This window comes from Providencia sp. PROV209 (assembly GCF_028479485.1).
Taxonomy (GTDB): Bacteria; Pseudomonadota; Gammaproteobacteria; order Enterobacterales; family Enterobacteriaceae; genus Providencia; species Providencia alcalifaciens.
On sequence record NZ_JAMPNR010000006.1, the window covers coordinates 133696 to 146693 of the forward strand.

The window sequence follows — 12998 nt, forward strand, 5'->3', positions numbered from 1 at the left end:
TATATTAGTTCAGTTCAGATTGAACATGTTGAATGCTGCGCACCCACGGTTTATCTTTTTGTATCCCTTTCGGCAGCGTTATCAAAGCCTGTTTTGCTGCACTCAGAGTAGGGTATTCGCCATACACGAGCACATACCATTGGCGGTTATTTCTGATGGTTTCATACACCAAATAATTACTCAATTTATGTCGGCGAGCTTGTTCATAAAGCCCTTCTGCGCTGGCAGCACTCCCTAGCTGTAGCGTGTAATGGCGAGAGGATGCAGAGCGAATATCGCCGCCTAAATTGGTGCTCACCGAGGTTTTTTTTGTCACGGGGATCGTGACTTCTATCGGCTTGCTAGGTATGTCGATTGGCATTGATTCTATCTGTTCAGTTTCACTTTTTTGTTCTGGCGGGGGCAGCACGAGGGTAATGATCACTTCCGTGGGTTCGTCAGGCACAGTTTCGTCTATCACGGGAGGTAATTGTTGCTGGAGGTGGGCGTTATGTGCCGCGGCGAGCATCAGGCGTTCACGATGCTGGGCAATAGGTTGCCATATTGTCGTCAGCGCATTTTGTAATGCCCGAATATAGGTATAAATTCGGTGCGGTTTATGGCTTTTTAATGCCTCCAGCAATGCATGATTTCCCTTGGCGGCTAACTCAAGCGTGTCAACGCGTGATTCAGGTTGCACGGGCTCAGTCATCGGAGAACGGACTAAGGAGTACGAATATTGTTGGCAACGTTGTGCATCAAACTCGTCCGCCGTGACATTCATCTCGTCCTGAATGTCATCTAATGCTTCTTGCGCCATCGCTTGCACGTCGTTATTTGCGGCGATGGCTTTTTTCAGCCACCACGTTGCACAGGCTGAGCTTTGAGGACCGCCTTCGCCGGTAAAAAACAGGATACCCAAATGGTATTGACCGAGAGGGTAACCTTGTAAAGCGGATTGCTGAATATAGTAACGCCCTTTTGCGAGGTCAACAGGGACGCCATCGCCATTGATGGATTGCACGCCGAGGTCGTGAAGTTGCTCAAGGGTGGTCGAGGGGGGTGCTGACAGTGAAGGGCGGCATAACAGCATCGGAAGCCCAATAAGCAGTAGCGTTAAAAAGCGGTGGCGGTGAGTGGCTATCATAACATTCTTATCGTTGAAGTATGTGGGCTTAGTGGTTTTTGGTGAAAACCACTAAGCGGTGAGGTGGGTTATTCCCAATCAATGGTGACGGTCGCAGAGGCAGAGGCGGCGCCTAATTTCGGTGTTATAGTGCCAAGCGCACAGAGGCTAAAACGGTAAGGGATTACATTTTGACCGACAGTCAGCTCTCCCAAGTTCACTTCGTTTGCTGGTGGGGTCGATGTACCGGGAACAAAACTAGTACCTCCATTCACACAGGGAGCAATGATTGATTTTATGGAAGCACGTACCGTGGCAGGAGCGACTGCACCGGTGGCATCCATGGTCATTCTTAAGTCGTATGTAAATCCTTGAGTAGTCCCTTTTAGCGTCAATTTAGCAGGGGAACGTTCACCACTTGCTCCATCGCAGTTGATCGTAAAATTCCCATCAATCGACCCTAAAATATCGCGAGCCTTCCCTCCTGGCCTGCCATTGGTATTCCCTTCCCACTCCCAAATATTCACTTTGCCGAAATCAATTATAGGTGGAGTATTGATAGTGCATTGCATTGGCGGAATATAGGTAATATTACCTGCATTAATTAATGTTGTCCCAGTACCAGTAGTGTGTTGTCCTCTCCCAAGGATGATTGTTTTTAGGGGATAAGTGCCTTTTTTTGCATTCGGTCCGATATAAATAAACCAGCTACCGGTGAATGATGATGAGTACTGGTGATCTTTTTTCCAATAGAGCTGGATAGGATTGCTGGTGTTAGCACCACCGCACCAGGTATAACCTGAGGCAGTCTCTGCTGCGCTACTGTCAAAGGTTCCGTCACTTTTCCAGATTCCAGTTGCGGTAACAACCGTATAATTTGTATCTCTGATTGGCGTATAATCACCCGATGCAGTACCGGTTAATCCGACAATAATATCTGGAGCAATAAGAATCCCGGTTGCTACACCATCAGACGATTTTTGTGTTAATTGAGATGGTGTGTAGTCACAGTGACTGTAGACATAGGTCTCATAGCTGATAGTAAATGCCGCTGCTGATGCAATGCCACCGCCAGTATTACTATATGTATTCTCAGACGCTGGTGCTGGTCCCAATACTGTTCCGGTTACTGTTCCCATTCGGTTAAAACCGATTTTATCAACAGTTACTGTTGAAGACACAGCCGAATATGTTGCTGTTGAGTATACAAAACTGATAAAAGCACAAACAATTTCCAAATTATACAATTTAGTCTTCATTATTTTTCTCCTACTGGTGACTGTAACCAACGCGTTTTGGATGGTGTTTGAGTGAATGGTTCGCTATTTTTCATCGGCATGGTCATCTGCTGAGCCGCTTCGGGTGTCGTCGTTGCCACAGGTTGAGCTTGCGGTTGCCCACTGACACAGCGATAAGACACTTGGCGGATGGGCATATCGGCGGAGACGTCCACATGGCGTAAATCAAAATTCACCTGACACTGCTGCGCGGCAGCATCTCCCCATTTCACCAACAATTCCCCTGTTTCAGGTAAACCCGTGAGGTACACTTGCCCTGCATCCCCCACAATGCTGCTCATGTTGTCAGCGCTGTTATCGGTTATTAAGGTGGCTATCGCCCCAAATGGCACATATTTGGCACCGTGCTTTAAAGTCATTAACACTTGGTAGCCGATACGGGTACGGAAGTCGGCTTTCACCACCGCACCTTTGGTTGGGTAAACATTGGTATTAGATTGCGGCAAATCGACATTTTCAGGCAGCGTACTGGGGTCTAAGCCAATGCTGTTTTTGTTGTAATCAGTCAAATAAGGCGCCACGGCGTAGCCTCGCCAATCGGTCACGGCAGTACCGCCATTGACGCTGACACCCTCGGCGCCCGGTGCACTAATGAGGGCAACGGAATCGCCCATCGAACGGCTTAAGGTTAGCCCTTCAGAATGTAACAATACGCCACCACTGGCGTTCATATTGATGGATTGATTATTATTGCTGTAGCTATAACCCGTGCTGATACTGCCTTTATCGCCTTGGTAGCCCGCATTCAGGTTGGTGTTGGCGATTTGTCCCTTATTTCCCCAGCTCTGTGATGCGCCATAAGACAGTTTGCCATCCATTAGGCTGCCACTGAGACCGCTGTTATTTTGCGTGCGCCCGTTTTGGTCATGGCTCAGGGAGTAGGTGGCATAAATAGACTGCACATCGCGGTCTTGGGTAAACACACTAAACGGCACGCTTAAGTTAAAGGACAGCTGGCGGTTTTCTGGCCAGTTATTGCGGCTGTCTTTCACGCGGTCGATGTTGTAGTTCACCCCGTAGCTGACACCTTTAAAACTGTTGCTGTAGCCCATGGACAAGCCCGTTAAGGTTCGGCTACTTCCCCAGTAATCATCGCGATTAGCGCGAAAATGCAGTGAACCATACTGTTGCATTTGCTGGCTCAGTTGGGTTTGGAAGCTACTGCGGCGACGCTGTAATGTCCACGGGCTAAGACCGTCCTCAAGGCGATAACCTTGGCTGTTAAATTCGCTAAAATTATAGAAATGCTCGGTGGAGTAACGTAATGCGGTTAAATCCACCGACGTGCCTGTGGCCATTAAGCTTTTTGAATAACGAATACGGTAGGATTGCCCGGTTTTTCGCTCACTGGAACTGGCGACTTGGTTAGCGTACGTAAATTTTGAGGTCGAATGGGTAACGTCCGTGGAAACCGCACCGAAGTCACCTAAAGAGACTCCTGTTCCAACACTCAGTGATTGGTAATCTTTCGCCAGCAAGGCGCCGCCATACACCGTGACATCGTTATGCAGCCCATAAACAGCAGTACCGAGAATAAAGTCAGAGCGGCGCGAACTGGTGGTTAAGTTGCCATTGTAACGACCTGACGCGACTTCATATTTCCAGCCACCGGGGCGCAGCATGACCGGTAAGGAAGAGTAGGGCACCACAAATTGACGTTCAGAACCATCGGCTTCAGTGACCGTAACGTCATAATCCCCAGATAACCCCGCTTGCTGGATATCATTGATATAAAAGGGACCCGGCGCCACATAAGCTTCATACACGATGTTGCCATTTTGGCGGATCGTGACGCGGGCATTACTGTTGGCAACGCCACTGATCGCCGGCGCATAGCCACGTAATTGGCTCGGTAGCATCTGCTCGTTGGAGGTCAGTTGCACGCCCTTAAAGGGCACGCCATCAAACACATCACTGCTGGTACTGCTTTCCCCCACTAACAATGTCGAGCGCAATGCACGAATATCCCGTGATAGCGTGGTATTGGAAAAATAGGTTTGCGTATTCGTCGTGGCGGATGAGTTATGCCCCCCACTGTATTCGAAACGGGAATGGGTGAGGTTACTGCGCAGGCGCCACGGGCCCGCATTGGCGCCCAATCGCGCGGACGCAAAGACGTTGGTATTTTGGTTTTTTTACCATCATAGCGGCTCGTTGTGCGACCGGCGCTGACGTTATAGTTCGCCATCAGGGCGGGAATACCATCATCCCATAATGACGGATCCGCATTGCGGCTGACGAGAGACTGCATCGCGACTTGCGGCACGCTGATGTTTAATCGTAAGCGTGATAAATCCAATTGGGTGGTCGCTTGGGGGATCAGTGCGCCTAAATCGGAAATCAGCTCGCCTTTCGGTAAATCTTTGAGCACCGGAATGTGCGGCACATTGACCCCGAATGTGTCGAGCTGTTCAGGGGTGAGTTCAGGCACAATGTCACCTTGGGCATTTTTGATAAAATTAAGCGCGAATTGCCCCACATCTTGTTGGTTCACAAAAACGGACACGGTGTATTCCCCTTCGGCAACGCCACTGGCTTGTGAGAAGGCGGATAAATCCACGTCGGTATTTTCACCGACCACCCCTAAAAAACTGGGGTCAAAGTAATCGTCGGCCTGTGTTGGCGCCACCGCCAATAGCAATACGCACGCCAGCGGGTGATAACGGAAAAAAGGAGTTTTTGGCTGATGCTCAGCAATTTTATGGGCTTTTTTCATGGTCTTCCTTTATCTTGCGAATGCAAGAATCCCCCCGTAGCTGTGTGCATCGGGTGAATATGTTTATCTGTTGGTTGTAGTTACATGGCTGAGAGTTGGCGTGTTCTCATTGTGTCATTTCCGCCCTTGTCATCGATGAATCGCCAATGGATATCATTCGCCGCGTGGCTGGCATTAAGGGGCCATTGCCTCTCACTAAAGGGGGCAACCATGCGTGACGGACTTAAATCCAGAGCGTTTTTCCCCACCGACAGGGATGCCAACGTGACATAAAACGGCGTGGGGTTTTTCAGCGTGAGCGTGTTTTTTGTGCGCTGAAATTGCAGTTGTTCAGCGATATGGTCGAAATTGTGTTCGGGTAATCCCGCGGGGCGGTAAAACAGTTTCAGGTTATTTTGTACCGCCAGCACCATTTGGGCACCTTCTGCCGCCTCTTTTGACTGCGCGGGGATCGCGGTCAGTGATAACTGCGCAATCGACTCTTTATCTTGCGTGAGTAAATGATGCTTTTGAAGAATACGCAATGTGAGCGTTTCACCCGGTTCGAAGCGCTGTAACGGCGGTAAAGCAATAAATGCCGTCAAATTTTCATCGGCGGCTTCGGTATTCTCGCGCTCAGTTTGACTTGATGCATTCCCTTCCCACGGTAATAGGCGCGCCTGCAATAAATACGGTATCGTCGTATTATTGGTGAGGGTGTACGTCACCCCATTTTTCGCATCCTGGGGGTAAATCACACGGGTTGAATGCAGTGTTAGCCCATTAATTTGGTCTTGGATGTTATTTGCCCATGTAGGCTGGGCAAAAAGCGTCGCCAATAAGGCAACCCCACTCATCAGGCAATACAACACCGGCTTTTTAATCTTCAATACATTAATGTTGTTCATCGTTGGTAGCTCCTGATTGGATCGTCCCCTGATACGCGGTGCTCATATCCCCATAATCCGTAATCACTCTCCACTCTGCCTGTTCAGCACCGCCTTTGACGGGGTAAGTTTGGGTGGAGAAGGGCGCAATCATGGGGCCTAGCTCTCGTACATCAACGGGGTTCTGATCCACACTCAATTGTGCCAATGTGATGTAATACGGCGTTGGGTTACTGACTTCGAGCTGTTGACCTTGATGGCGAAATGTCAGTTGGCTTGAGGCTGTTTCGACGCTCATGGGTAACCCTTTCGGGCGATAAAACAGTTTGATGACGTTGCGGATCCCCACCGAAACTTGCGCACTGGTCATTTCGCCTTCTGGCGCATTGACTTTTGTGGTGGATGGGATCGCTAATAAACTTAAATAAAACACCGATTCTCTGTCCGTAGGGAGCTCTGACGTGCCATTACGCACAATGAGCAGCGTGTTTTGGCTCTCTTTTTCTAAGCGAAACATCGGCGGCGTCACAATGAACGGCGGTGCGGGTTGGTGTGCATTGCCCTCCGGTGTATTGATGACATCGGCTTTGATTAAGTAAACTTGCGGGCTGCTGTTCTTGATAGCCAGTTTTGTATTGGGGTTCACCGCATCGAACACGACGCGAGTTTGTGCCAAGCGCAGACCGCCTTCTGTGGCGAAGGAGAGCGACGAAAAACAGCTGCATATCAATACAAGAATCAGCGCGCGATAGTCAGAGAGACGAGTCAAAAACATACGGATTACCCACTTAATCATATAAGAAACTAAAGGTGACGGTGGCAATGAGCTCACCATTTCGTAAATTGGAACCTGCCGTGCAGGTACCGCAGGAAAGAGTGGCTCTAAATCTCAGAGGTCCATTTAACGATGCGGCGTTATCGCTGCCAGCTGCAGGCCAGCTTCTGGTACTGATTACATTGTTAATGGCGGCATTCGTATTAGCATTAAAATTCGTATTACCGTTTGTCGACATTTGCACGCCGTAGCCTTTTGTGGTACTGGATGCATCGGCAAAGACTTTCACTCCGTTGGGGGTGGTTGTGGTATTACCTGTTACGGTGATCCTTGGCGTCATAAAGTAGCCTTGACAATTTGCCAGAGTGACATCGAAATCGTGCTTATACGGAGCCCCTTTAATCGAGTCATCCGGAATCGGGTTACCGTTGTTATAAGGCAGTTGCGCCGGTGCGTTAATTTCACAGCTACCACCATAAAAAAAGGCTGAAAATAAGACGGTGGTTGAGGCACTTCCTGCCTGTAATTCTCCGATGGGGAAGAGCAATCCTATCATCACTCTAAAGAAAGAAAGTGTTTGTCTCATTGTTATTAACAGCCTTAAAAATCAAATTATTACGAATATCAGCCGAGAGGCATGGGATCAGTTATAGAAAAAATTAAACGTCACTGAGGCGGTTAACTCGCCACCTTGTAAGTCATTGGCGGTGCAGTCCCCACAACTGACGGTTGCCTTGAGTGGGATTTTTCCGTTCAAGGCGGTCGCGAATGTTTTATTCCATTCCTTGGTTTTTGCGGTGATTTGTTTATCGGTAGCGAGGTTGTCACTACGTTCGAAGTTAGTATTGCCAGCCGTCGACAATAAAATGCCATAGCCTTTGCTGGTGCTGCCCGTACCGACAAACAGATCTTTTCCGGAGGTACCATCAGTCTCCCCGTCGAGGGTTATCGAGGGGGTTAATCCGTAACCGTTACAGCTTTGAATGGTGAGATCGAAAGGTTCACTGATGTCGCTGGCCGTGGTGATATCTTCCGCAGGGATCAGATCCCCATTATGAATCGCCACGTTAGCCGGTACTGTAATTTGGCAGCCACCGCCAACAATGCTGGCATTGAAGGTGGTTGTTGCGGATGTTGCCGCCATCGCAGATTGCCCCATACCGGCTGCATATAAGACGGTGGGGATCAGTAGGGAATAAAGTGATTTCTGAGTCTGTTTCATCATTGGGTTCTACTTTTATCTTTTATTGAAAAATAAGGTTAAAGGTTAAAGAGGCTGAAAACTCACCGGGGGTTGCCTCCCCATCAATGGGTCCCACTAACCCCACCAAAAACGTTTCTTCGGTTTGGTGAGCGTTATCTTGAGTCAGCGGCGTTAAGGCAATTTGCTCACCCCGTTTAAACGCTTTGCTTGGGTCGTAAAAATCACTCAAAGAGAGTGGTGTGCCATCGCTAAGGCGTAACATAAACCCCGTGCTGTTTGGGGTGCCATCTAAGAAAATGGTGCTTTCGTTATAAGGGGTGTTGCCTTGTAACGTAATTTTCGGGGTGAGATTGCCGGTTTTATCCACACAGATAAATTGCGCTTTTAAGGGCTTAATTTCATGGGTGGTAATGGCACCGGTGAAATCGGATGTCCGCTTAGGTGTAAACTGCAATACGTTTGGGATGCGGATCTCACACCCCACATCATCCGTAATAACAGCTCGGATTTCGGTTTTTTCTGCCTGCGCGATTTGCCATCCGTTCAAGAACAGAGCAAAAAAAATCGGCCATGATTTAGTGAATTTGCGCATGAAATTCGTCCTTTCCGCCATAGTCATTAATGGCCTTCCATTCCACCGTGCCTTGTCGTTGAACATGGGAATAGGTAACACTGCCAAAAGGGGCAATCATGTTATTGCCCGCGGTCGCACTCAGAGGCACCGATTTATTGGCAATTTTTAAGGAGTCTAAGGTGATGTAGTAGGGGGAAGGATTGGTCACTTTAACCCCATTATTCACACTCGAAAATGTCAGCGATTTCATCGCTTGTGGCTGGGTCATTCCCAAATTATCAGGGCGATAGAACAGCTTGATCACGTTACCCGTGGAGACTTGCACCGCGCCATCAATATTATTTTGGGGGGTATTTAGCCCTTTTTCGCTGGTCGGCATGGCAACGGTACGAAAGTAAAAGACCGACTCTTTATTTTGCGGCAGCGCCCCATTTTTCTTCATGATGCGCGCCTGATTGGTCGAGCCTGGCTCTAACCGGAATAATGACGGCGTCACCACAAACGGGGTTTCTCCATTGTCCCCATAGGGGGTTTGCAAGATTTGTGCTTTGATTAAATACGGGGTCACTGATTGACTTGAACTCGTGATGCCAACACTCTTCCCTGTTGTGTTATCACTGGCAGAAAAAATAATGCGAGTCGCGTCAATCGCCACCCCGGCTAACGATGAAGCAGATAGCAATAGCAAGCCACTGCAGATCCCTTGCATAAATCGGTTATGTCGCATATGTCTATCCTCATCTCATTCGTTATAAAAAGGTAGGTAAGACGGTGAGGCTGCCTTACCTAAGCTGATACAGTTAACTCAATCGAATTAGTTAACGATATAAGAAACTAAGATTGGCGCGCTGTAAGAGCCAGCAGCAGGTGCATCTGTCGCTGTTGCCATACCGACTTTGAAGGTGTATTGCGCAGCGGTTTCATCTGCACCAATGTCAACTTTTGTGCCACTACCGTTGGTGATGCGATTACCGTCTTTATCGTCAATCATAAAACCCACAGTTTGTGAATCTGTCGCAACAAAGAGGTCTTGTTGGTTGTTACCCACAGACGTAATGCCTTGAATGATTAAGTTACCTTCTTCACCCTTAGCACAGCCGACTAAAGTCACCGGCATATCAACGGTTGTAGAAGACATTGCGTTGACTGCTGAGAAGTCAGAGTCAGCTTCGCCAACCGATGTTTTTAAAACACCAACGTTTAATACCGATTTACCGCCATTAATGGTGACGTCACAGGTTGTGTTAGTCAGAATGCCTTGCAGAGTCACTTCCGCAGAAGGTGCCGCCAGTGCATTTAAACTTACCGCAGACAGACCCATAAATAATGCAGTAGAAAGTACCGTTGTTTTAAATGACATAATTAAGATTCCTATTTGTCCAAAGTTAAATAATCAAATTGATGATATAAAGGTCATATTCCATGTCGCAGTTTTACTATAGATATATACGTATAGAGCACGATATTATCTATTTACTTAGACTAAATTCGGGTTACATCAGTTATAAGCATTCAATTTAAAGCTAGTTAATTTCCTTTACTCTATTCCTTAGATATAAAGGGGATACTCTCTCCGTTATAAAGAGAATATTACCTTTACCCTAAGTTAATAATTTAGGGTGTTATTAATTTTATTTTTTGAAAATGTAATCCACCCTATTATTAAATTTAAAGTTTATTAATTTGAATGGATTACATTAGTGTTTTTATATGACTTTTCGGTTAATATTAATTTTTGGTTCAATAAGTATAAGTAACTATATTTGTAAATCATCTAGATAAGATGAATTATCACCATTATTTTAGATAGTATTAAATATTTTATTTATGTTTGTTCAATATAAAAAATCAAGAAAAGTATTTATTTTTTATATTAAATCAATGCACTAGATGTAATTTGAATGTAGTGTGTAATAAATAAAAGGTGTTCTTGTTATTTTACAAAGTTATTTTTTAACAATGAGATATCTTTGCTACCAATACTGTTTAGTTTAAATTTCATTATGGAAACTCGAATGATTGCACGGTCTAAAAAATCTTGAATAGGCATTTTTAGTACATTTAAAACCTGTATTAACATATCTATCGTGATGTTACAGATACCGCGTTCATAACGAGAAACTTGTTGTTGAGAAATATTCAGTAAATTAGCTAATTCTTTTCCGCTGAGTAAACGGCGCTTGCGTAATAAATAAATTTCATAACCAACAGCTTTTGTATAAATAGTTATTCCCTTCTTAGAAGAAGAGTTTTTATCATCTATTTCTATCATTGTATGCATTCCTTCCAAACAGCATCACTTAATAAAAATCGTATTTAGGTGAATACGAAGGATTGAAGAAAACATTGTATGAGAAAATCATTCCCCTTGTTTTCTTCCAACTAATTTACGTGACGTTGTTTGTAAAATCAAATAACGCAAATATAGAGTGATAGACAAAAATATTAATTTAAACTCCCTATGAGAGTAATACAAAATAATAAAGCTAGCGGTGAGCGGGTTTAAGGGGAGTAAGCTCTTTGAGACCATCGTTATTAGTTGGTGATTTATTCTTTTAAAATTAATTATTGATTAGCAAAAGAGAATATAATTCTGAATTTTACATTTATTAACAACTGGTAATCAAGCAGATCACAATTCAATCTATTGGCGTCATAAAATCATCTTTTTTAATTCATTATGCCTTATTTTTCAGTTTGTTATGAATTTATTTTTAGTGATTTTATTTGATTTTTGGTGTGTCAAAATGTTTCATTTTATTTAAATGAAAATGAACGCTCTATTTTTGATAAGTTTAACTACTTAGTTAAAATTGCTTATTCTTTCTTTATATTACAAATTTATTTCAGCTATTATCTATTTTTGACTCTCCAAATAGGGGGTGTTAGATATTTATTTAAAAGGTAATTCATCAGGTTCAGTTTGCTTATAGGGTGTATCAAGATGCAGATATAAAAAAACCGTGACTCGAAAGCCACGGTTTTGTTGCATTTACTGATTGTAAATTGACGACTACAAGACCATACCGCCGAACAGGAAGCCGAAGGTAACAGCTAATGCGACAGCGATAGTACCCGGAATGAAGAATGGGTGGTTGAAGACGAATTTACCGATGCGAGTTGTACCGGTGTCATCCATTTGTACCGCCGCAACCAGAGTTGGGTAAGTAGGCAGAATGAACAGACCAGATACTGCTGAGAATGAAGCGATAGCGGTTAATGGGCTAACGTTCAGTGCCAGTGCCATTGGCATCAACGCTTTTGCTGTTGCTGCTTGAGAGTACAGAAGTGCAGAACAGAAGAAGAAGATAACCGCTAGCATCCATGAATGTTCGTGGATTAAGTCGCCCGCAGTTTCTTTGATCCAATCAATGTTGTGCTGTACGAAAGTATCACCTAACCAAGCAACACCTAAGATACAGATACAGGCGCTCATACCTGCTTTGAAGGTACTTGAGTTCAGGATTGCATCTGTGTTTACACGGCACAGAACAGTGATTAACGTTGCGACAGTCAGCATGATAATCAGGATAGCGTTCGTGGTGTTCATCAGTGGAGTTGTCACAATGCCTAAACTTGGGCTGTTGATAATTTCGTAGCAAACTACGCCAACAACGCCGAGTAAAAACAGCAGAACAGACGCTTTAGCACCCGGTTTGATCTCTTTAACTTGGCTACCACGTAGTTCAACTAAGCCTTCTGCTAAACGTTTTTGGTAGATTGGGTCATCAGACAATTTAGAGTTAAATGTCCAAGAGATAATGAAAGACATCAGGATGATAGCTAAGAACGTTGCGGGTAATAAAATACCTAACAGCGTGATATAGCTAACGGTGTTACCTGCGCCAACCATGGCTGGGTTTTCCATGACTGATGCCATGTAAACAACCGCCGCAGAAATTGGAGAAGCTGTAATACCTATCTGTGCTGCAACAACCGCCGTAGACAGTGGACGACATGGTTTCACGCCTTGTTCTTTCGCAACTTCTGCGATAACTGGCAGAGTAGCTAATGAGATATTACCTGTACCAGCGAACAGAGTCAGGAAATAGGTCACGATAGGAGCAAGGATAGTGATGTATTTTGGGTTGCGGCGCAGTAATTTTTCTGTTTGAGCAACCAAGTAATCTAAACCACCTGCAATTTGCATTGCAGAGATGGCGGCAATAACAGCCATGATGATAGAGATTACGTCAAAAGGAATGGTTCCTGGTTTCACGCCAATTGCAGCGAGTACCAGAACACCTAGGCCACCGGCAAAACCGATACCTATCCCTCCAAGACGGGCCCCTAAAAAAATGGCCAGCAGAACAATGACAAATTCTACGGCTAACATAGTGTTTACTCCTCAAAAAAATGAAAATTATGAAACTGTTATGTTAATTATTTGTGTGTGTATTCATGAAAAAAGGCACGCTATCCGGTGGAAAGTCGTGCCCTTATTCTTAAGAATTATTTAT

11 protein-coding genes and 1 pseudogene are annotated in these 12998 nt (G+C 45.2%); all 12 read right to left on the reverse strand.

Features of this window, described 5'->3' with window-relative positions; genetic code table 11:
* Positions 1-4 precede the first annotated feature (4 nt).
* The 12 genes and pseudogenes from PR795_RS06625 to PR795_RS06680 all read right to left on the reverse strand — a co-directional run bounded on the left by PR795_RS06625 (position 5) and on the right by PR795_RS06680 (position 12874).
* Positions 5-1126: an SPOR domain-containing protein gene (locus PR795_RS06625; protein ID WP_272516746.1), complete on the reverse strand. Its 1122-nt coding sequence runs from the start codon at positions 1124-1126 to the stop codon at positions 5-7.
* 68 nt (positions 1127-1194) lie between these two features.
* Complete coding sequence (locus tag PR795_RS06630; protein ID WP_272516747.1) at positions 1195-2364, reverse strand: fimbrial protein; 1170 nt, start codon at positions 2362-2364, stop codon at positions 1195-1197.
* A pseudogene (locus PR795_RS06635) lies at positions 2364-5119 on the reverse strand (fimbria/pilus outer membrane usher protein). The gene PR795_RS06630 and the pseudogene PR795_RS06635 overlap by 1 nt, the downstream one beginning before the upstream one ends.
* A gap of 80 nt (positions 5120-5199) precedes the next feature.
* Entirely contained in the window at positions 5200-6006 is an 807-nt protein-coding gene (locus PR795_RS06640; protein ID WP_181480272.1) for a fimbrial biogenesis chaperone, read from the reverse strand.
* Entirely contained in the window at positions 5993-6760 is a 768-nt protein-coding gene (locus PR795_RS06645; protein WP_232373716.1) for a fimbrial biogenesis chaperone, read from the reverse strand. Before PR795_RS06645 ends, PR795_RS06640 begins: the two co-directional genes overlap by 14 nt.
* Before the next feature lie 13 nt (positions 6761-6773).
* Positions 6774-7346 (reverse strand): fimbrial-like protein, encoded by a 573-nt coding sequence (locus PR795_RS06650; RefSeq protein ID WP_181480270.1) that lies wholly within the window; start codon positions 7344-7346, stop codon positions 6774-6776.
* Between the two features lie 57 nt (positions 7347-7403).
* Positions 7404-7985 (reverse strand): fimbrial protein, encoded by a 582-nt coding sequence (locus PR795_RS06655; protein ID WP_232373714.1) that lies wholly within the window; start codon positions 7983-7985, stop codon positions 7404-7406.
* A gap of 19 nt (positions 7986-8004) precedes the next feature.
* Positions 8005-8556, reverse strand: a complete 552-nt coding sequence (locus PR795_RS06660; RefSeq protein WP_272516748.1) for a fimbrial protein — start codon at positions 8554-8556, stop codon at positions 8005-8007.
* Entirely contained in the window at positions 8540-9265 is a 726-nt protein-coding gene (locus PR795_RS06665; RefSeq protein ID WP_051459702.1) for a fimbrial biogenesis chaperone, read from the reverse strand. Before PR795_RS06665 ends, PR795_RS06660 begins: the two co-directional genes overlap by 17 nt.
* A gap of 87 nt (positions 9266-9352) precedes the next feature.
* Positions 9353-9898 carry a fimbrial protein gene (locus PR795_RS06670; RefSeq protein ID WP_036976108.1) on the reverse strand — a complete coding sequence of 182 codons (546 nt, stop codon included), beginning with the start codon at positions 9896-9898 and terminating at the stop codon, positions 9353-9355.
* 573 nt (positions 9899-10471) lie between these two features.
* Positions 10472-10810 (reverse strand): helix-turn-helix domain-containing protein, encoded by a 339-nt coding sequence (locus tag PR795_RS06675; protein ID WP_232373711.1) that lies wholly within the window; start codon positions 10808-10810, stop codon positions 10472-10474.
* Positions 10811-11551: 741 nt separating this feature from the next.
* Positions 11552-12874: an anaerobic C4-dicarboxylate transporter gene (locus PR795_RS06680; protein ID WP_272516749.1), complete on the reverse strand. Its 1323-nt coding sequence runs from the start codon at positions 12872-12874 to the stop codon at positions 11552-11554.
* Between the last annotated feature and the right edge of the window lie 124 nt (positions 12875-12998).

Bases quoted from the DNA above. Each gene is read 5' to 3' on its own strand.
- PR795_RS06625 (WP_272516746.1), bottom strand. From the start codon at position 1,126: ATGATAGCCACTCACCGCCACCGCTTTTTAACGCTACTGCTTATTGGG.
- PR795_RS06630 (WP_272516747.1), bottom strand. From the start codon at position 2,364: ATGAAGACTAAATTGTATAATTTGGAAATTGTTTGTGCTTTTATCAGT.
- PR795_RS06640 (WP_181480272.1), bottom strand. From the start codon at position 6,006: ATGAACAACATTAATGTATTGAAGATTAAAAAGCCGGTGTTGTATTGC.
- PR795_RS06645 (WP_232373716.1), bottom strand. From the start codon at position 6,760: ATGTTTTTGACTCGTCTCTCTGACTATCGCGCGCTGATTCTTGTATTG.
- PR795_RS06650 (WP_181480270.1), bottom strand. From the start codon at position 7,346: ATGAGACAAACACTTTCTTTCTTTAGAGTGATGATAGGATTGCTCTTC.
- PR795_RS06655 (WP_232373714.1), bottom strand. From the start codon at position 7,985: ATGATGAAACAGACTCAGAAATCACTTTATTCCCTACTGATCCCCACC.
- PR795_RS06660 (WP_272516748.1), bottom strand. From the start codon at position 8,556: ATGCGCAAATTCACTAAATCATGGCCGATTTTTTTTGCTCTGTTCTTG.
- PR795_RS06665 (WP_051459702.1), bottom strand. From the start codon at position 9,265: ATGCGACATAACCGATTTATGCAAGGGATCTGCAGTGGCTTGCTATTG.
- PR795_RS06670 (WP_036976108.1), bottom strand. From the start codon at position 9,898: ATGTCATTTAAAACAACGGTACTTTCTACTGCATTATTTATGGGTCTG.
- PR795_RS06675 (WP_232373711.1), bottom strand. From the start codon at position 10,810: ATGATAGAAATAGATGATAAAAACTCTTCTTCTAAGAAGGGAATAACT.
- PR795_RS06680 (WP_272516749.1), bottom strand. From the start codon at position 12,874: ATGTTAGCCGTAGAATTTGTCATTGTTCTGCTGGCCATTTTTTTAGGG.